Annotated in this window: 21 protein-coding genes and 1 other annotated feature; of the genes, 1 reads left to right on the forward strand and 20 read right to left on the reverse strand. The window is 48.7% G+C overall.

The window, feature by feature from the left end; translation table 11 throughout:
• Nucleotides 1-594 precede the first annotated feature (594 nt).
• From hisC to uvrC, 19 genes are all read right to left on the reverse strand, one after another.
• Nucleotides 595-1671 carry a histidinol-phosphate transaminase gene (gene hisC / locus FC47_RS05830; protein ID WP_048344670.1) on the reverse strand — a complete coding sequence of 359 codons (1077 nt, stop codon included), beginning with the start codon at nt 1669-1671 and terminating at the stop codon, nt 595-597.
• 10 nt (nt 1672-1681) lie between these two features.
• Nucleotides 1682-2008 (reverse strand): phosphoribosyl-ATP diphosphatase, encoded by a 327-nt coding sequence (gene hisE / locus FC47_RS05835; RefSeq protein WP_033935686.1) that lies wholly within the window; start codon nt 2006-2008, stop codon nt 1682-1684.
• A complete protein-coding gene (hisI, locus tag FC47_RS05840; protein ID WP_033935685.1) occupies nt 1989-2339 on the reverse strand; it encodes a phosphoribosyl-AMP cyclohydrolase in 351 nt (116 codons plus the stop codon). Before hisI ends, hisE begins: the two co-directional genes overlap by 20 nt.
• On the reverse strand, nt 2336-3097 hold the full coding sequence (hisF, locus tag FC47_RS05845; protein WP_056968393.1) for an imidazole glycerol phosphate synthase subunit HisF: 762 nt from the start codon (nt 3095-3097) through the stop codon (nt 2336-2338). Before hisF ends, hisI begins: the two co-directional genes overlap by 4 nt.
• Entirely contained in the window at nt 3087-3812 is a 726-nt protein-coding gene (gene hisA / locus FC47_RS05850) for a 1-(5-phosphoribosyl)-5-[(5-phosphoribosylamino)methylideneamino]imidazole-4-carboxamide isomerase (protein ID WP_048344667.1), read from the reverse strand. Before hisA ends, hisF begins: the two co-directional genes overlap by 11 nt.
• Nucleotides 3809-4423, reverse strand: a complete 615-nt coding sequence (gene hisH / locus FC47_RS05855; protein WP_056968394.1) for an imidazole glycerol phosphate synthase subunit HisH — start codon at nt 4421-4423, stop codon at nt 3809-3811. Before hisH ends, hisA begins: the two co-directional genes overlap by 4 nt.
• Nucleotides 4423-5007, reverse strand: a complete 585-nt coding sequence (gene hisB, locus FC47_RS05860; RefSeq protein WP_056968395.1) for an imidazoleglycerol-phosphate dehydratase HisB — start codon at nt 5005-5007, stop codon at nt 4423-4425. Before hisB ends, hisH begins: the two co-directional genes overlap by 1 nt.
• A gap of 4 nt (nt 5008-5011) precedes the next feature.
• Nucleotides 5012-6295, reverse strand: a complete 1284-nt coding sequence (gene hisD / locus FC47_RS05865; protein ID WP_056968396.1) for a histidinol dehydrogenase — start codon at nt 6293-6295, stop codon at nt 5012-5014.
• The gene (hisG, locus tag FC47_RS05870) at nt 6267-6926 is read right to left on the reverse strand and encodes an ATP phosphoribosyltransferase (protein ID WP_048344664.1); all 660 of its coding nucleotides are present in this window, start codon (nt 6924-6926) and stop codon (nt 6267-6269) included. Before hisG ends, hisD begins: the two co-directional genes overlap by 29 nt.
• Nucleotides 6920-8077, reverse strand: coding sequence for an ATP phosphoribosyltransferase regulatory subunit (locus FC47_RS05875; RefSeq protein WP_006499761.1), 1158 nt, complete (start codon nt 8075-8077; stop codon nt 6920-6922). Before FC47_RS05875 ends, hisG begins: the two co-directional genes overlap by 7 nt.
• Before the next feature lie 71 nt (nt 8078-8148).
• Nucleotides 8149-8380: a binding site (T-box leader), on the reverse strand.
• 40 nt (nt 8381-8420) lie between these two features.
• Nucleotides 8421-9278 carry a histidinol-phosphatase HisJ gene (gene hisJ, locus FC47_RS05880; protein ID WP_056968397.1) on the reverse strand — a complete coding sequence of 286 codons (858 nt, stop codon included), beginning with the start codon at nt 9276-9278 and terminating at the stop codon, nt 8421-8423.
• Nucleotides 9279-9386: 108 nt separating this feature from the next.
• Complete coding sequence (locus tag FC47_RS05885) at nt 9387-10598, reverse strand: MFS transporter (protein ID WP_006499759.1); 1212 nt, start codon at nt 10596-10598, stop codon at nt 9387-9389.
• 11 nt (nt 10599-10609) lie between these two features.
• Nucleotides 10610-11257: a hypothetical protein gene (locus tag FC47_RS05890; protein ID WP_048344662.1), complete on the reverse strand. Its 648-nt coding sequence runs from the start codon at nt 11255-11257 to the stop codon at nt 10610-10612.
• Nucleotides 11258-11466: 209 nt separating this feature from the next.
• A complete protein-coding gene (locus tag FC47_RS05895; protein WP_056968398.1) occupies nt 11467-11985 on the reverse strand; it encodes an adenine phosphoribosyltransferase in 519 nt (172 codons plus the stop codon).
• A gap of 13 nt (nt 11986-11998) precedes the next feature.
• Entirely contained in the window at nt 11999-14314 is a 2316-nt protein-coding gene (recJ, locus tag FC47_RS05900) for a single-stranded-DNA-specific exonuclease RecJ (protein WP_081036748.1), read from the reverse strand.
• Nucleotides 14315-14376: 62 nt separating this feature from the next.
• Entirely contained in the window at nt 14377-15210 is an 834-nt protein-coding gene (locus FC47_RS05905) for an SDR family NAD(P)-dependent oxidoreductase (RefSeq protein ID WP_045025450.1), read from the reverse strand.
• An 11-nt stretch (nt 15211-15221) separates the two neighbouring features.
• Nucleotides 15222-16148, reverse strand: coding sequence for a ribonuclease Z (gene rnz, locus FC47_RS05910; RefSeq protein ID WP_006499754.1), 927 nt, complete (start codon nt 16146-16148; stop codon nt 15222-15224).
• A 36-nt stretch (nt 16149-16184) separates the two neighbouring features.
• Nucleotides 16185-17492: a GTPase ObgE gene (gene obgE / locus FC47_RS05915; protein ID WP_006499753.1), complete on the reverse strand. Its 1308-nt coding sequence runs from the start codon at nt 17490-17492 to the stop codon at nt 16185-16187.
• 71 nt (nt 17493-17563) lie between these two features.
• On the reverse strand, nt 17564-19375 hold the full coding sequence (gene uvrC / locus FC47_RS05920; protein ID WP_033935672.1) for an excinuclease ABC subunit UvrC: 1812 nt from the start codon (nt 19373-19375) through the stop codon (nt 17564-17566).
• Nucleotides 19376-19516: 141 nt separating this feature from the next.
• On the opposite strand from uvrC, the gene FC47_RS11025 reads away from it, so the two are divergent.
• Nucleotides 19517-19651, forward strand: a complete 135-nt coding sequence (locus tag FC47_RS11025) for an SPJ_0845 family protein (protein WP_258442021.1) — start codon at nt 19517-19519, stop codon at nt 19649-19651.
• Between the two features lie 97 nt (nt 19652-19748).
• Here FC47_RS11025 and yihA read toward each other — a convergent pair whose 3' ends face one another.
• Nucleotides 19749-20339, reverse strand: coding sequence for a ribosome biogenesis GTP-binding protein YihA/YsxC (gene yihA, locus FC47_RS05925; protein WP_006499750.1), 591 nt, complete (start codon nt 20337-20339; stop codon nt 19749-19751).
• Nucleotides 20340-20352: the final 13 nt, after the last annotated feature.

Here is a 20352-nt window from a genome sequence, read left to right on the forward strand (position 1 = left end):
CAGTTTAACAAATTGTCAACTACATGTCAAGAACTTTTTTAATTGACTTATCTTGGCAATTGTGCGAAAAGCCACCAAACTCAAGTGATCAGCAGCTTATCGCCGCGACAACGTTATCTAATATACCGAGATTGCAAGTAAATGTCAACGACAAAAATAAAACTTTTTTATTTATTTAAGAAACATGAACAATCATCAAAGAAACTACTTGTTAATCAAGGAAATATTGAACTTTTTGGCAATATTTAAGAATAAATCATCGTTTTTTCAAATAGAGCCGTCCTGCAAAAAAGCAAACAGCGATCTTCCAAGACTATGAATCATAAGAAGGCCGCTGTTGCATCAATCCATAAACTATTATCGATGCTGCCGGCTTTATTTAAAAAGAATCAACTGCATGGACGCGACACCACCACTAATGGCTTTTGTCAGAAGCATCGATCCAACAATTCGCTTAAAGATCACATAAGACAGGCTCGATTTGCCATCCCAAAACCGATATCTGATCTTTTTAAGGGCAGTCGTTAAATCAGTCTATTTTTCAATTAACAGCAGAAAAACTGCCTTGCTTAAACAAAGCAGTTAATCGCACGCTTAATTTAAAAAATCAGCCATAATCTGCTGCATCGCCAGATTGTCATTCGGCAGACCAATCGTAACTCGCAGCCAGTCATCAGCAAATCCGGTGCGAATCTGATAACCGTTTTCCAAGAATCGTTTAGCCAGCTGATCGGCACCCAGCAGCTTAAAGTAGATGAAGTTAGCCTGGCTGGGATAGTAGAAAACATGGTGCTGTTTTAAAAACGTCTCCCATTTATCACGCTCTTGAGCATTTTTAACCGCGACCTGCTCGACAAACTCTTGATCAGCAAATGCTGCCTGGGCCGCGACCTGCGACAGCGTATTTAAGTTGTATGGCAGGCGCACCGTCTGCAGATAGCGCGCCCGCTGATCATCGACAATAATATAGCCAACCCGATAGCCGGCCAGTCCATAGATCTTGGAGAAGGTTCTTAAAACAGCCACGTTGTCAAATTCTTTGAGCAGCGGCAATGCCGAGGCAGGCTGAGCGGACCTGACAAAATCAATATATGCCTCATCAATCAGTACCAAAACATCTTTGGGAACCTGAGTCATAAAATCACGCAGAGCAGCGATTTGATTATATCCACCGGTCGGATTGTTAGGATTGCACAGCCAGATCATTTTGGTATTCGGCGTAATGTTGTTTAAAAAAGCATTCAAATCATTGGCGCCGCTTTGCGAGTCAACAGGCACGCTTTTGACGGTCGCGCCTTCTATCTGAGCATTGAGACCGTATTCGGAAAACGTCGGCTCAGCAACCAAGACTTCATCTCCTGATTCCAAAAAGACTCTTGAAACCAAGGTAATGATCTCATCCAGACCACAGCCAAAGACGATATTTTCTGCTTTAACGGCCAGTTTTTGAGCAATCATTTCTCGCAGCACGGTTGCATTGCCATCTGGATACCAATTGCCACTCCCCTGCTCCACGGCATCAACAACCGCCGCGGCAACCTTAGGCGAGGTTCCATATGGATTTTCATTGGCCGAAAGCTTGGCAACGCGGCTAAGGCCATATTGTTTGGCAATCGTTTCCGTCGGCGTTGGCGGTACATAGCTTGCCAGTTGCTTAATCGTTTCTTTCATCGTCTCACCTCTAAAGTTTTTTGATTGGGGCACGATCCTTAAACTGGCTCATCTGACCAACGCGCGAACCCAGCTCTTCTTTGATTTTTTCAAATGGCAGATCGCATTCAACGAGCAGGACCATTAAATGATACAGCAGATCAGCCGTTTCGTACTGCAGTTCAGCCGGATCGCTGTTTTTGGCAGCGACGATAACCTCAGTCGTTTCCTCGCCGACTTTTTTCAAGATCTTATCCAGGCCTTTTTTAAAGAGATAGTCAGTGTACGAACCATCAATTGGATTTTCTTTCCGTTGTTTAACCAGTTCATAAAGTTCATCAAGATTCTGCTGTGTCATTAGCATTGCCTTCTTTCATGATTTCAATTGGATTAAAAAAGCAGCTGTATCGTCCGGTATGACAGGCTGGCCCTTTAGGATCGACCGCTACTAAAAGCGTATCGCCGTCACAGTCAAGCGTCATGCTGACCACCCGCTGCGTATTGCCGCTGGTAGCTCCCTTATGCCAGAGTTCTTGACGGGAACGAGACCAAAACCACGTCTCCCCACTGGCCAGCGTTTTTTGAAAGCTTTTTTCATTCATCCAGGCCACCATCAAAACGGCTTTGGTATTGACATCAACCACCACCGTCGTCAGCAGACCATTCATTTTCGAAAAATCGGGTTTCATTGGCGAACCGGCACTCCTTCCTTAGCCAGCACCTGCTTAACCTGCGGAATCGTCAGCTCTTTAAAGTGAAAGACCGAGGCGGCCAAAGCTCCCGTCACTGGCGTCTGCTTAAATACGTCAACAAAGTCCTGGATTTTGCCGGCCCCGCCAGAAGCAATGATCGGCACGTTGACGATGCGGCCAATCGTCTGGTAGAGCTTGAGATCAAAGCCATCTTTGGTCCCATCACAGTCCATGCTGGTAATCAGCAGCTCACCGGCTCCCAGCTCAACGGCTTTTTTAGCCCAGGCAACTGCCTCAAGATTCGTCTTTTGCTGACCGCCATGCGTGTAGACAAAATATTTACCGGCTGCTGGATTCCAGCGAACGTCAATCGCCACTACCACAGCCTGACTGCCAAATCGTTCGGCACCTTGGCTGATCAGTGATGGGTTGGCAACTGCTGCTGAGTTGATCGCGGTTTTGTCAGCTCCGGCTTTTAACATGCGCTCCATGTCGGCCAGATTTTTGATGCCACCGCCAACCGTCAGCGGCATGAAGACTTGTTTGGAAACTGCCTCAACCACGTTACTCATGGTCTGCCGCTTTTCATTGGTTGCAGTGATGTCCAAAAAAACCAGTTCATCAGCGCCCTGTTTTTCATATGCTGCTGCAATTGCAACCGGATCGCCGACATCTTTTAAGTTGACGAAATGAACGCCTTTTTTCACCCGTCCGTCAGCTACGTCCAGGCATGGAATGATTCGTTTAGCCAGCATCCTCATTCACCTCCGCAATCTGCTCTAAGGTTACCTTGCCCGCTGCAATCGCCTTACCTACGATCACGTCTTTTAACCCAGCCTGCTTAAGCTTTTTCAGATCATCAAGACTGCCAACGCCGCCTGAGGCCACGATCCGTACTTCGGGGAACTTTTGCTGCAGTCCTTCAAGCAGCTCGATATTCGGCCCCGTCAGCGTACCATCCGTTGCCGTGTCAGTAACGATAAAGCGTTTGGCTCCGGCATCAGTCATCGCCGCAATCAGATCAGCCATTGAAGTCGTGGACTGATTGAGCCAGCCATCAGTTGCTACTTGACCGTTGCGGCCGTCAACGCCGATCGTAATTGCTCGACTGCCGAATTTTTCCAGCATCTGCTTGGTAAATTTAGGATCTTTTAGAGCTGCTGAACCAAGAATGACTCGATCAACCCCACTTTTTAGGTAGCGTCTGATCGTCTGCTCGTTTCGAATGCCACCGCCAATCTCAGTTTCACCCGCAAATACCTTAACGATCTGACTTACCAGCTCAAAATTCTGTGGCTGACCAGTTTTAGCGCCATCCAGATCCACTAGATGCAGTCCACCGATCCTGGCTTCTCTGATCAAGCGCGCCTGTCTGATTGGATCGGCACTGACCAGCGTTTCTTGTTTGAAGTCGCCCTGATAGAGCCGCACGCTGCTGCCGTTTTGAAGATCAATTGCTGGATAGATCATGCTCTCACCGCCTTTTCAAAAAAGGTTTGCAGCAGTTCCAACCCGACTTGACCGCTTTTTTCAGGGTGAAACTGGAAACCGTAAACGTTGTCTTTTTGAACGATTGCTGGCACGGCCACGCCATAGTCAACCGTTGATACGACATATTCCTCAGCACACTTGGCATAATAGGAATGAACAAAATAGGTATATTGCCGATCGATCGACTTAAAAATACTTTCCGGCCGTTGCAGTTCGTTTTGATTCCATCCCACTTGCGGAACGATTCTTTGACCATCCTCATCGGGAATCCGCACGACCTGTCCTGGAATCAAGCCCAGGCCGGCTGCACTGCCAAACTCAGTTGATGAATCAAACAAAAGCTGCATGCCTAGACAGATACCTAAAAATGGGGTCCCATTGGCAACCGTGCTTTTAATGACTTGATCAAGTCCGGTTTCTTTTAAGCGAGTCATGGCTGCGCCAAATGCTCCCACGCCTGGAAACAGCACCACATCCGCCTGCGATATTTTTTGCGGGTCAGCCGTCAGTTCAGCTTCTCGGCCTAGGTACCGACAGGCCTTGAGCACGTTAAAGACGTTGCCTGCTCCATAATCGATTACCGCGATCATCAAATCATCCCCTTGGTTGAGTTAACTCCTTGAATGGCTGGATTGATCGTAACCGCCTGCCGCATCGCGCGGGCCGTTGCTTTGAACAATCCTTCAATCTTGTGGTGCGTGTTGCGGCCATATAATACTCTGGCATGCAGGTTCATCTCAGCATTAAAGGCCAGCGCCTGGAAAAAGTCCTCGGTAATTTCCGTTTCATAGGTGCCTAGCCGTGGATTGGTCAGCTCGGCATCAAATACCAGATAGGAACGGCCGCTTAAATCAACCGTAACCTGTGCCAGCGTCTCATCCATTGGTACAAAGGCATTGCCATAGCGCTCAATCTGCGCCTTGTCGCCTAATGCTTCTTTAAAGCACTGACCTAAGACGATGCCGGTATCTTCAACCGTGTGGTGAGCATCAACGTTCAGATCGCCTTTGACCTCCACGACCAAGCCAAAGCGGCCGTGCTTGGCAAACAGCTCCAGCATATGGTCAAAAAAGCCCACGCCGGTATTAATGGCAACCTGGCTTTGATCGTCAAGATTCAGCGCGACTTTGATCTGCGTCTCTTTCGTAGCTCGGTTTATCGTTGCTTTGCGCATCTGATCAGTCCTCCTTTTCAAATCTGGCTTCAATGGCGCGGGCGTGAGCTTCCAAACCTTCCGTACGCGCCAGCTTGGTAATGGCTTTGAGATCAGCTTTAAGATTTTGACGATCAAACTGAATGAACTGAGTCCGCTTGACAAAATCATAAACCCCCAACGGTGAAGCAAAGCGTGCTGTTCCACCAGTTGGCAGCACGTGATTTGGTCCGGCCACGTAATCACCCAAAGGCTCACTGGCATAACGACCCAAGAAAACTGAACCAGCATTTTTGATCAGCCCCAGATATTGAGTTGGATTTTCCAATTGAACCTCCAAGTGTTCCGGAGCCACGTCGTTCATCAATTCAAACATCTCAGCCGTATTTTCCATCACTGCAATAAAACCGCGATCCTCAATGGAAGTTCGTGCAATCTCTTGACGCGGCAACGTGCTCAATTGGCGTTCAATCTCTTTAGAAACGGCTTCGGCCAGCGACTTGCTGTTGGTAATCAGCATGGCCCGGGCCCGCTTGTCGTGTTCAGCTTGTGACAAAAGATCAGCCGCGATTTCTTTGGCATTGTCACTTTCATCAGCCAGGATGCCGATTTCAGATGGACCGGCTACCATATCAATGGCTACCTTGCCAAACACCTGCTTTTTAGCCGTTGCCACGAAGATGTTGCCGGGTCCCATAATCTTATCGACAGCGGGGATGGTTTCCGTGCCATAGGCTAAAGCAGCAATGGCTTGAGCACCGCCAACCTGATAGACCTCATCGACTCCGGCCAGTTTGGCAGCTGCCAAGACCGCCGGATTGATGCCGGCTGGCTGTGGCGGCGTCACCATTACGACACGTTTAACTCCAGCCAGCTTAGCCGGAATGCCACACATCAGAATAGTTGATGGATAAGCTGCCGTTCCGCCTGGCACATACAGACCTACGCTGGCCAGCGGCGTAATCTTTTCACCGCGCATGATTCCTGGTGTGCTGACGTCAACAAAGCTGTTTTCAATTTCTTGTTTGTGGAAACTGGTAATGTTTTGCTTAGCCAGTTCCAAAGCCGCCCGTAAGTCTTCATCGATTGAATCCAAGGCCTGGTCAAGCTGAAAGGCCGGAATGGAAAAATCTGCCAGGTTGACATTATCAAACTTGCGCTCATAGTCGCGAACTGCTTGGTCACCGTTTTGTGCTACATTTTGAATAATCTCGCTGACGGTCTTTTCGATTTCAAAATCAATGGTTTGTTCAGTGTAGCGAGCAACGATTTTTTTCATTTCATTCAGTGACTTTTCGTAAATCTTCATCATACTCTTCCTCCATTGCCTGTCTTAATTGATTCGTCAATGTAAATATCTCATCACGCTTCTGCTTTAAGGCAACCGGATTAGCCACCAGCCGACTCGTGATTACGTCCAGCCAGTCATGAACGACCAAGTGATTAACCCGCAGCGTTGTTCCAGTTTCAGTCAGGTCAACGATGGCATCGGCCAAGCCAGTCAGTGGTGCCAGTTCAACCGAGCCGGCAATCTTGATGATCTCGACGTCTTCGCCTTGGCTGGCAAACCAGCGGCGCGCCACGTTGGGATACTTGGTGCCAATTACCTTGCGGCGCGGCTGGTTCCAGTCAAAATCGCTTTTTGAGGCAACGATAAATTGACAGCGACCAGTGTTTAAATCCAACAGTTCATTTACCTGCTCATCGGCACCCTGTTCTTCTAAAACATCGCTTCCTACGACGCCCAGATCAACCGCTCCTTTTCTTAGATAGGTGCAGACGTCTTCACCTTTAACCAGAATGATCTGATACTGATCACCCAGATTGATAATTAAGCGGCGCTGCTTATTGATCAAGGGCTGACAGTCAATATTGCATCTCTGCAAAAGCGGAATGAACTTCTTTTCAACTCTTCCTTTGGTCAGCGCGATTCTCAGCATTCCTTCATCCCCTTTTTAGCATCCAAGGCGACCAGTTTTGCCCCCGCTGTTTGGGCCTGCTGCTGAGCCTCCTGCAACGAATCAGCCAAAGCCAGCGAGTAGTTGCCATGCTTTTCAACCAGTGCCGCTGCCTGTCCGAGAAGCTCAAACGGCGCGTAGACAAAGACCGGCTGTTTTTTGACCGGTTTGAGTGCTGTCGCCTCGGCCAAAGCATCAATGTTGATTCCCAAGCCAACCGCGGGTTCCAACTGTGACTGAAAGTTGGCCAAAAGGCGGTTGTAGCGTCCACCGCTGATTAAATAGGCACCGGTCGTCTTTTCCACATAGCCTTTCATAACGATACCCGTATAATATTTTTGCGGCACCGCACTGCTGAGATCGACAATTACCTGCTGATCAGCCAGCTCACCAGCGAATTCAGCCACCGTCTTGAGTTGACCAAGTAACGGACGGGCCAGCTCAGGAACCTTGACTTCTGCCAACATGTCGTTGACCTCCGCCAGCGTGCCAAACAGCCATGGCCATTTACGCAGAAACGGCATTGTCTGGGGGGCATCAACCTGTCTGAGCAGCTTTTCATAGGCCGGAAAGTTTTTATGATAAAGTGCCTGGGCCAATTGCTGCTGCAGTTCTTCATCCAGTTCAAGCGCATCGAGAATCGTATCAACCAGTCTGGCGTGTCCCAGCTCAATCGTTAACTGATTGTCCAGCAGATGGCGGTTAAGCTGATGCATTAAGATCACACCTTCCATTTCTGCCTTCAATGAACCATAGCCGATTAATTCGATGCCAGCCTGCGTCTGTTCGTTTTTCCCGCCTGAAAGCTCAGGTGCTGCTTGAAACCGCTCGCCCAGATAATAAATCTTTTGGGGGAGCTTAACGTTGGTCGTTGCCAAGAACCGGGCAACCGGCAAGGTCAGATCCGGTCTCAAGACCAACTCATCGCCAGCCGGGTCAATCACTCGATACTGCTCACTTTGCATGTTGAACTCGGCAAACAGATCCCGCCGCTCCACGATTGGCGTAATGATGCGTCGATAACCACGACTGCGCAGATTTTTCATCAGCCAGGCACTGATTTGATCCTTTGATTCTGCCTCCGTGCCAAACTGATCGCGCAAGCCAGCCGGTAAAGCAATGCTGCTCATCATGATAATGCCTCCTCTCATTTTTTACTCATTTATTTTTTATATAAAAAAGCGTCCTCTCTGCCCATCTGGACAAAGAGGACGCTTTTCGCGTGGTCCCACCTCAAATTCGATCGCCCCTTGCGAAACGATCCTCATGCTGGATAAAATTCAGCCCTGATAACGAGTGGTCCCGGAGCAGCCTAATTATAACCTTTCAGCTGGTCGGCTCACCGGTGTGGTTCACTATCGCAATCAATCTCTTCCCAACTTTGCGAGACTCTCTTAATAATCCACGATAGCTACTCTCCGGTTCATTACCATTAAAAAATAATGAGATTCATTTGGTGTTGTAGCTATATTATTCTCATCTTTTAAGAGTGTCAAGAACTTTTAAAAAATTTTTCATACCGTGCCAGCCACGACCAACCTCATCAACACCATGCGCATCCGACCCAAAAATCAGCGGTACTCCGGCATTTAATGCTGCCAATGCAATCTGAATGCCTGGGTAAAAATCATTGCAGTATTTTTTATAAAGGCCAGCCGAATTGAAGTCCAGACTCAGCTGCCGCTGGCTGGCGGTAGTCATGATCTCATCAATCAGCTGCTGACATGATCGATCAAAGGCTTCCGGCAGGCCGAAATAATCTTGATATTTTTTGATCAGACTGATATGGCCGAGCTTATCGGGACTAAAACTTCCCAAATCGCAGCGGGCACTGGCCAAGACCGTTTTTAAATAACGCTGATATAGCAGCTGCGGCGTCTTCAGCTCATTGGCAAACCCAGCCTGCAGCTCATCTGTGGAATAGTCAATTCCCCAAAATTTTCCTTGATCATCTTGAAGATAATGTACCGATAAAATATTGTGCTGGGTCTTTTTCCCATACTGATCCAAAAAGGCGTGCGTCGTTTCTTCAAAGCCTGCCAGATACTCAATCTCAAAACCAATGCTGATCTTGATCTGATCGGCATATTCACTTTGCAGCTGCTCAGCTAAGTTTAGATAGTCGTCAACCTGCTCCCAGCTGAGTCCTTCCGTTTGCCAATCATCGGCTGGACCGGCAAACCGTTGAACAAAATCTTTTGGCATGGGCGCGTGCTCAGTAATCCAATATTCGTCAAAGCCAAGCTCAATGGCACGTTCAACCATCGCCCGCGTGCTCTCGTGACTGCCGTGGGGACAAAGCTCAGTATGGGTGTGGCCATCAATTTTAAGCATTCTAATCATTCCCTTTTAAAATTTTTTCCAGTTTAGCGACTGGCTTAACAATCGTCAAGGCATAAAAAAACAGCGATCGAAACGACCACTGCTTTTTTGAATTTACTTTTAAATTTTTGGCATTTTGATAACCACAAAACTAGCCAAAGTACATAAAACGATGACAATGGCAAAACACCAAATCTGCATGATTCCCAGCGGACTGCTTTTAAAAGCCAGGCCATAAAGCGCTGGACCAAACGATGCTATCAGATAACCGCCACTTTGCGTCAAACCGGAAAGCTGTGCCGTTCGGGTTGGTGAAATCGTCTTAAGTGGAAAAGTCGTTAGCGCCATAATGAAGTAAAAAGCCGTCATTGCACCAGTAATGATTGACAAATAATACCAGTAAACAAGTGGCATGGACGACTGCCAAAACATCAAAACGGCCGCCAACAGCGTCAACAGTCCAACCACGATCGACATTACGATCTGGCTTCGATGCGTGGCTGTTTCAAGAAAACGGGGCAGCAGCAATGACACCGGCATGCCTGCTGCTGAATACATTGCCAAGACAATACTGATCTGACCGCCAGAAATACCATTAAAACGCATCAATTCTGGCAGCCAGGCCACTAAAGTATAGTTAATAAGCGACTGTGTACCAAACATCAACAGGCAGCACCACGCATATCGATTCTGCCAAAGCGGCACGGCAGTCGTTTTTAGGTCTGGTTCATGAATTGATTTGACTGACTGATTATCAGCGCGCTTTGCTTGAGAACGTACTGGTACCGGCAACTTGAAAAGTATCCACATCAGCCAAGGAAACATCGTCAACATTAATAAAACGACCAAGACGGACCACCAGCCAAAAGTACTCGATAACGGATGCGTCAGCAGGCTGAATACTGATGAACCAACCATAATCGCCAGCGAATAAGCTGTAGTATAAAATGCAGTGTGATTGGGCTCATACGTGGCAACCACGGAAGGCGTCAAAACGTTTAGATGCGTAATGCCCAATCCAACCAGCACCGTGCCAAGCAGCAGCATTGGCCAGGCAACGTCCAGTCTTAACAAGGCGCCTAAGACCAACGCCGTCAAGCCAAAATTTAAAGCGCGACGCAGGCCGAATCTGGTCATTTCCTTAGCGACAACGATCGAAAACAGCAAAAACATTATCAGCGGAATGGTTGTCAAGATTCCAAGGTTGCCGACTGCGGTTTTTAACTGGCGCGCAAGCTGATCGATTATCAATGGAATGGTGACGATGGGCGCACGCATGGCCAAGCCAAACGCAATCACCGTCACTAAGACCAGCCGATCACGATTCTTCATCCGCTCGCCCCCTACTGATTGACGATACTGTAGGTCTGCTCGCCATCCTTAGCCGTATACAGCGCCGTTTGATTGTCGTTGGGCTTCATCATGCTTAATGAATAGCCGCTGCCCACGATTTTTTTAATCTGTTTTGAAGTCTGGTTAAGCGAATTGGTAAGGTTTGACCATCCTGCCTGCTGAGCCTGAGCTGGATTTTGGGCAATGTAGTTTAAAGCCTCAACCGTATTCTCATTGGTTGGCATAATCTGATAGGTTTTCGAGTCGCTGTCATAGTTGACGGTGCCCATCTTGCTGTAGGCCTTCTGCAGCTGACGAAGCAGATACATTTCTTTTTGTTCCTGAGTGGCGCCGCTGTCCTGCTGGTTGAAGACCGCGGTAGCGCCATTGACTGAAAAGCTAGAACTGGAACTTGAATCAGCTTTCGAATCAGTCGCAGAACTAAGCGACGATCCTGAACTGTCAGCACTCGTCGTTTGCTGTGCCGATTGACTATGGTGCCAATATGGCAGATTGATCGTACCATAAACCGTAGCTGCCAGACTTAACACCAGCATGATCGTTGGCACTACCCATTGGCGATACTGCTGCCAGGAATTAACCAGATAAAAGGCACTCAAGATCAGCATCAGTGCGCCGAATACAACTAAGAAAATCATGGAAAGCTCCTTTGTAATCATTAAATAAAAATCTATTTCATTACTACTTTACAATAATTTTTTACGGATCGTACTTTATTTCAATCATAATTTGAGATTTTTGACTGATCAGATGCATGATCATTATAAAAAAGCCGTATGACAATAAAAAGGTCCTCCACTCCATGAGCGTTGGACCCTTTTTGTACGAAAAACCAACCGATCAGCGACTAAAATTCCATCAGCGTCTTCGTATCGATACCGCGCAGATGCTTACGGCCTTCCAGCTCTTTTAATTCAATCAGGAAAGCTGCACCAACGACCTTGCCGCCCATTTGCTCAACCATGTCGACCGTAGCACCAATCGTACCGCCAGTAGCCAGCAGATCGTCAACTACCAAAACGCGCTGACCAGGCTTAACAGAGTCGTTTTCCATCTGCAGCGTTGCCTCGCCATATTCCAACTGGTAAGAAGCACTGACCGTTGCCCGTGGCAGCTTACCCTTCTTCCGTGCTGGCGCAAAGCCAACGCCTAATTCATAGGCAACCGGGCAGCCAACGATAAAGCCCCGCGCTTCAGGACCAACAACCATATCAACGTCTCGTTCACGAGCAAATGCTGTAATTTCATCGGTTGCCTGCTTGAAGGCCTCACCGTCAGCCATCAGCGGTAAAATATCACGGAAGATGATTCCCTTTTCTGGATAGTCAGGAATACTTGCAACGTATTTATAAAGATCTAGAGCCATTTAAAATTTCTCCTTATTCGTTTGCCATCAGCCAAGCCGCAACTCGCTTGCGCAGCGTGTGCGTATCGCTGTACAGCAGTACCTGCGCGCTTTTTAGGTGAGCCGCGTGCTGCTGATAGCATTTCGTCTGTTCCAAGTCAACATGGGCAGGATGCTCCGCCAGTCTCAGAACGCCATCATTTATTGTAACAAATTTTGCCTCATAAAACACCGTAATCATCCAATTTAACTGCTCAACCGGCATCTGCAGCGAACGCGCCATTACCGGCTGCTGTTGGCGATAGTTGGCAATCTTAGGATACTGACGCAAGAAACGATACAAAACCGCAAACTGCTGGCGCGTCGGCAGACCAAAGCGGACTGGATTTCTTTCCCAAAGCAGCAGCCGAATCATTGCCGGCTGCCCGCCATTTTGCCAAAGCGAACTGAGCATCTCTAAACTTGGCGGACAGTCCACGATCGTCACCTGCTGATCCTTAAAGTCGGTTTTGACGGCCGTCTGTGGACTTAAAACCGTCCCCTGTGCATGACCGGCAATATTTTCCCGCAGCGTCTGATCAAAGGCGACATAATAGCCGGTTTCTGTAAACATGCTTGGCAAAAGCTGCCGCGTTCTTTGATCCAGAATTGCCGTCCCCTGCGTTTGGATGTCCTTTAGCATCAATTGCGCGGTCCGCTTGCCACGCCATTCATTAATCCCCACCGTAGCCGCAATCGTTACCGGTACGCCAGCCAGCAGCAATGGCGCCAGCTCAGCCTTGCCAAACGCCACCACGGCCGCGCTGCGTTTTTGTCCCCGCAGCTCAAACTTTAGATGTTCCTGAGCCTTGCCCATTGTTTTGACGTTGTTGATTCGATCAGCATGAATTGCAAAAACCGGTTCTGGATTGCCGGGACCAAACGGCGCTAGACACTGCAGCTGATCATAAAGATCTTCGTTGATGTCATCAGGTCCCAGTTCAGCCGCCAGCTCCAGTTTAGCCGATCCTGCTTCGAAAAGTCCCTGCTCAACGGCTTCCTGTTCCAAGGCCTGCCGCAGTTCATCAACCTGGTCAATGGTAAATGACATCCCGCATGCCTGTGCATGACCGCCAAATGCCGTCATCAAATCACGATGCTTTTGCAGTGCCATAAATAGATCAAAACCGTCGCGACTGCGTCCAGAACCCTTGGCAATCTCATCGCCATCATTAACGCTGGCAACAATCGTGGGCTTGCCGGTTTCTTCAACAACGCGACTGGCAACGATGCCTAAAACGCCTTGATGCCATTCATGCCCAAGCAGCACGAGCGTCGATCGATCTGCATTTTCGGCTGAACGGGCCTGTTTTAAAGCCTCATCAGTAATCTTTGCTACCAGCTGTTGGCGCGTTTGGTTGGCATTTTCGACTTCTTGAGCAATCTCTTTGCCTTCGCGATCATCCATGGTCGTTAAAAGCAGCACGCCTTCGCTGGCATCGTCAATTCTACCCAGTGCATTCAAGCGGGGTGCGATGCCAAAGCCGATGTCTTGATCAGTCAGCCGATCCTCATTGAGCTTGGCCAGTTTAACCAGCTGATGGAGTCCCGGCCGCATTCCCTGACGCAGCTGCTTGAGGCCCCAGGTAATCAATGCCCGATTTTCACCGGTAACGTCAACCAGATCGGCCAATTCGCCAATTGCTACCAGATCCAGCATCTCTTGGGGAAACTCTTCCGTCAGTGCCCAGGCCGTCTTAAAAGCAACGCCGACTCCCGAAAGATCACCGCCTTGATACTCACTGCCAGGAAACTTGGGATGAACGATTGCGGCGGCTTCAGGCAGCTGGGCCGGCAATTCATGGTGATCGGTAATCACAACGTCAACGCCGCGTGAATTGGCATACTCAATTTCCTTGGCACCGGAAACGCCATTGTCGACCGTAACGATCAGCTGAGCACCGCCATCAATCAAGCGCTGATATTCATCAAGATTGGGACCATAGCCGTCAGTAAACCGATTAGGAATAAAAAATTCGACTTGAGCTCCCACCTCATCCAGCGTTTCATACATAACCGCCGTACTGGTAATGCCATCTGCATCATAATCGCCATAGACGACGATCTTTTCACCATTGGCAACGGCGGCTTGAATTCGATCAACTGCTTTTTGCATATCATGCAGCTCAAAGGGATCGCGCAGTTCGGCCAGTTGTGGATCCAAGTACTGCTTGGCTTTTTCAACCGAATCAATGCCGCGCTGGACCAATAATTGTGCCAGCAGCGGTGAAAGCTGACATTGTTCTTGAAGCTCTTTTGCCAGCTGCTGGTCTTTATTTTGGGACAATTCCCACGCATAGCGCGCTTCCATTATTTCACCATTCCTTTAAAACATGACAACCGGAACCTGTTTCAGTCCCGGTCGTCGTCTGTTTATAGACTGCGCTTGTCCTGCTGATAGTCAAAGAACTTTTTGATTGCCCAATCGCCAAGTCCTGGCCACACCTGATAGCCCCATGAAAGCCAGGAGGTCCAGCCTGGTACGTTGATCTCACGGGTCTCATAGCCAACATGAGCCCAAACCTGCTTAGCCAGTTCCGCCGGCTGCACGATCATCCAGCGCGGCAGTTTGCTTAGATAGCTGCCATCAGGATCCGCCTTGTCAAAAAACGACGTGGCAACCGGGCCTGGATTGACCGTCAACACCTGGACGCCATAATCGGCTACTTCCATGCGCAGAATATTGTCGAACTGGATCACGCCAGCCTTGGTTGCTGAATAGGCAGCCGCATTCGGGGTCGGAATCTTGCCATCCAAAGAGCCTAGATTGATAATGGCGCCAAAACCTTGATCCATCATCTGCTTAGCTACGCAGCGGCTCAGATACATCAATGCCAGCAAGTCGACGTCAACCATGCGTTTCATGACCGTGCGCGACTGGCTTTTAACCGCGGTAAAGTCGCCCAGACCGGCCGCATTGACCAAAACATCGATTTCGCCAACCTCATGCCGAATCGTATTCAAGACCTCATCGACGCGATCCGGATCAGTGACGTCCAATTGATAGGCAAATGATGGGCGACCAGAAAGAATCAGGCACTGCTGGGCAACCTGATTGAGCTTTTCCAGATCACGCGCGCAAACCACAACGATTGCCCCGCGGCGAGCTGCTTCTAAAGCCAGTTCTTTGCCAATGCCGCTAGATCCGCCAGTAATCAAAACAACCTTATTGCGCAGCATCCGTAATGCCTTCATTCGCTTCATCATTGCCATCACCTCTATTTAAATGGTACGTCAACTATATCAAAATCATTAACGACGCGCGTGTCAGGGAATATATCGCGAACCTGGTAGGCCAGCTGATAGGCCGCTTTGCCGGTATAGCGTGCCGAGATGTGCGTCAGCAGCAGTTTCTTAGCATGCGCCTTTTTTGCCGTCATTGCCGCCTGACCACTGGTTGAATGGTAGTAGCTGCGCGCCATCTTGGTCTCGTCCTTGGCAAAGGTGCCCTCATGAATCAAGACGTCGGCATCCTTAGCCAGTTCGATGGCCGCTGGCGTATGACGCGTATCACTGATAATCGTAATCACCCGACCTTTTTGCGGCGCGCCGATAAAGTCATGTCCATCCAGCACTCGTCCATCCGGAAGCTCAACGACCTTACCGGCTTTAAGTTGCCCATAGATTGGTCCTGATGGTACTTGGGCAGCCCGCAGCTTTTCGACCTGTAATTCGCCTGGATGATCATGCTCAACCACCCGATAGCCAAAGCAGGCGATCTTGTGATTGAGCTTTTTGGTATAAACCGTAAACGTCTTGTCGCTAAAAATCTCGCCATCATCACGCAGCTCAACAAATTTCAAGGGATAGCTCAAACGCGATTCGCTGACTTTTAACGCGGTCTTGACAAACTCCTTGATACCAACGGGACCATAGATCGTCAATGGCTCATTGCCGCCTTGAAACGATCGTGAACTAAGCAGACCCGGCAGGCCAAAAATATGGTCACCGTGAAGATGGCTGATAAAAATTTTTTCAATCTTGCGGGGGCGAATCGTCGTCCGCAAGATCTGGTGCTGAGTAGCCTCACCGCAGTCAAACAGCCAGACTGCATTGCGTTCTTCCAACAGCTTTAAGGCAATGCTGGAAACGTTGCGCTGCTTACTTGGCGACCCGGCACCGGTTCCTAAGAATTCAATCTGCATAAATCATTTTCCTATTCTGTCTTCTATTATCGTCGATTATTGGACAAATTCAAAAACAAACTTTTCAATTCGTACCAAATCCCCATTTTCGATGCCCTTAGCCCGCAATGCATCGTCAACGCCCATATGCCGTAGCTGCCGAGCAAATCGCAGCTGACCGTCTTCATGATCAAGGTTGGACATCTTAAACAGGCGCGTCAGTTTTTCGCCGCCTAAGACCCAGGTGCCGTCATCGTCACGCGTAATCGTAAAGTCTGGTTCGGCTTCCTTAGCACGATATTCGACGCTTGTCAGCTTGTCATGGTGCTCGCTGTCAAAGGCTGGCGTCTGATCAAGCAGATCCGCCGTCATCTGCATCAGCCCCTGCACGCCTTGATGCGTAATCGCACTGATTGGCACGACTGGCGGCATCTTAGCAAACGTATCGTCTTGAGCAAGCATCTCCTTAAAGTGCGCCAGGTTTTCTTGAGCGTCCGGCAGATCCATCTTGGTAGCAACAATGATCTGCGGGCGTTTTAACAGCTCAGGATCATACGCGGCCAACTCATGATTAATCTGATGATAGCGTTCAATAGCCTGTTCGGGGTCCTGGCTGCCCATATCGATCAAGTGCAGCAATACCCGCGTGCGTTCGATATGACGCAGGAACGTCAAGCCCAGGCCAACCCCTTTCGACGCGCCTTCGATCAGGCCAGGCATATCAGCCATTGCAAAATCACGACCGTCCGGCAGCATGACCATCCCTAGATTAGGCACCAGCGTTGTAAATTCATAAGCGGCAATCTTAGGCTTAGCACCAGTAACGACCGAAAGCAGCGTTGATTTGCCCACGGATGGAAAACCAATCAGCCCAACATCGGCCAGCATCTTTAATTCTAGTTCCAAGTAGCGGTCCTCACCCGGCTCGCCATTTTCAGCAATTTCCGGTGCTGGGTTTTTGGCTGAGGCAAAGTGAATGTTGCCGCGACCGCCACGACCGCCCTTGGCAATTACCAATTCCTGGCCAGGCTGCGTCAGATCGCCCATGATCGCACCCGTATCCAGATCGCGTACCGTGGTTCCCTCGGGCACGGCCACGACCAGATCAGAGGCAGCTGCCCCCGTCATCTGCTTGCTCATCCCGTTTTGGCCATTTTTAGCCTTAAAAATCCGGTGGTAGCGAAAGTCCATCAAGGTTCGCAAGCCCGGATCGACCTTTAAAATAATGCTGCCGCCGCGACCACCATCGCCACCGGCTGGACCACCGTTGGGAACGTACTTTTCGCGCCGAAAAGCCACCATCCCATTACCGCCTTTTCCGGCATGGGCTTCAATTTTTATTTGATCCACAAACATGTTAGCCATGAAAATATTCTCCGTTCTTAAAATAGTGACTGCTAAGTCTAGTATAAGGAAAAATCAGGCGGGCGTCAAAATCAGTCATGACTGCTGCCTTTTGCCACATCGGCCTTGCCCTGCAAAGATATTTTGATCAGTTGGGCCGTCTTTTGATTGATCCCTAGTGCCTGGATATCCTCAACCTTGGCATCAGCGATTCGATCCAATGAGCCATACGCTTTTAACAGCTTATTGCGCGTTCTTGGTCCCACGCCCTTGATCTCGTCCAGTCGGGAACTCAGCGAATGTTTGGTATGCACGCTGCGATGAAAGGTAATTGCAAATCGATGCACCTCGTCTTGAATCCGCTGTACCAGATAAAATCCCTGACTGCGCGGATCAAGATGAACGTGATGATCGTCTTGACCATATAAAAGATCAGCCGTTTTATGCTTATCGTTTTTGACCATCCCTACGACTGGAATTGCCAGATTCAGCTCATTTTCCAAGACATCGCGGGCCGCGTCCATCTGAATCTCGCCCCCATCCATAAAGATCAGATCGGGCAGAGGCTGCCCCTCTTTAAGCAGCCGGCTGTAGCGACGCCGAATCACTTCGCGCGTACTGGCCGCTTCATCCGCATGATCGATTACCGTTTTCAATTTATACTTGCGGTACAGCTTTTTGATCGGCTCGCCATCAATAAAGACTACCATGGCGCTGACCGGATCGGCACCTTGAATATGCGAATGGTCAAAAGCCTCGATTTTATGGCATTCTGAAAGACCTAAAGCATCCGTAATCTCTTTCATTGCGCCGCTGGTTTTAGCCTGATCCATTTCCAGCAGCCGAAATTTCTCATTCAGCTGTAACTGGGCGTTTTCATAAGCCATGTGCATCAGATCACGTTTTTCTCCCCGCTGCGGCGTTCGCACCGGTACGCCCAGAATCTCACTGATTTCATGATTGGGCAGCCCGACTGGTAAGAGAATCTCTTTAGGCAGAATATTGTTTTTACGGTTATAAAACTGCAGAATAAAGCTGGTCATTTCTTCAGCTGCCGTGTCGACTACCGGAAACAGTCGCTTTTCTCGTTTCATCAGCCTTGCCTGGCGAATAAAGAATACTTGAATACTCAGCCAGCCTTTGTCCATATAAAAGTTGAACAGATCACGCGGCGTTTTATCGTTGGTAATGATTTTTTGTTTTTCAACCGTGACCTCGATATAGTGCAATTGATCGCGAATCTCGGCCGCTCTTTCAAATTCAAGATCAGCACTGGCCTGTTTCATTTTGGCCAACAGCTGCTTTTTGACGCTGGCAGTGTTGCCATTTAGAAACGACTTGATTTTTTTGATCTGAGCATCATAGTCTTCCCGCGGAACTTCTTTAAAACAGGCACCCAGGCACTGTCCCATGTGATAGTAAAGGCAGGGCCGTCCTTGATGTCCTCGGCAACGGCGCAGCGGATAGACCTTTTGAATAAAGTGCAGCGTTTCTTCCGCTGCGTAGACGTTTGGATAAGGGCCAAAATAATAGGCACCATCTTTTTTTATCTGACCGGTAATCTCAATGCGCGGGTCACGCTCATTGGTGATCTTGATGTAAGGATAGCCGGTTCCCCGCTTAAGCTTGATGTTATAGTAAGGCTGATGTTTTTGAATCAGCGTAATCTCAAGCAGAAAGCTCTCTTTGTTAGAATCGGTGGTAATGATATCAAAATCCGCGACCTGATCAACCATTGCCGCGACCTTCCCCGTATGACTGCTCTTAAAATACGAGCGGACCCGGTTCTTGAGATTCTTTGCCTTGCCGACATAGATGATCTGACCATTGATGTCTTTCATTAAATAGCATCCGGGCTTATCCGGCAGCAGCATCAGCTTATGCTCCACTCGCTGTGTGGTCATTGAACGCCTCCAATTAGTTAATTATCTTTAATTCTAGTACAGACTGGCAGCTGGTCGCAAAAGAATCGCCTGTAAGTTGATTTACGTCATTTCCAGTTTGTGATAGGATATTTGCAAGCAGCAATTAAAGGAGGGCCAGCCATGGGTTTGGTAACACAACGCAATCAAAAGCTGGAAAAACTGTTCAACGACTTGGCAATCGATCCAAAAGAAAAAGCCAAGGAAAAGGCCAAGTCGGCTGACCAGACAGAAGCCAGCGACAAAAACAAGCAATAATCGTTTTGCATCATAAGAAAGCAAGAGGGTCCCGTATCCGGTCAGTTCCGGACATGGGGCCCTTTTTGCTGATTCATGACTGATTGATCAAAAACTGCTATTTTTGATCGTGCATGCGAGCTTCAATCCATTGCCAGACTTCATCCTTGCCGAATTTAGTCTCAGCCGAGAAAAGCTGCAGTGGCGTGTCAGTCATCCCCAGCGTCTTGGTAATCTGCGAGATCGATTTCGTTCGTGCGCTAGGTTTGACTTTATCGATCTTGGTGCCGACTACCAAAAGCGGTACCTGGTAGTATTTCAACCACTGATACATGGCTACGTCATCGTCGCTTGGTGCATGACGGGCATCAACCAATTCAATTACACCCTTTAACTGCGGACGTGTGGTCAGATAAGTTTCAATCATCTTGCCAAATTTTTCGCGCTGCTTTTTGGAGACCTTGGCATAGCCATAGCCAGGGACATCGACAAAAAAGAGCTGATCTTCAACGTTATAAAAGTTCAGCGTCTGTGTCTTGCCGGGCTGACTAGAGGTATGAGCGAAGTTTTTGCGATTGATCAACACATTGGTCAAAGAAGACTTGCCGACATTCGACCGACCAACCAAAGCAATCTCTGGGTAGTCGGTCTTCGGATACTGTTCTTCAGCAACCGCGCTGATCGTTAAGTCAACGTGATGAACTTCCATAATCTGTTTTTCC

It is taken from the genome of Limosilactobacillus mucosae DSM 13345 (assembly GCF_001436025.1).
Taxonomy (GTDB): Bacteria; Bacillota; Bacilli; order Lactobacillales; family Lactobacillaceae; genus Limosilactobacillus; species Limosilactobacillus mucosae.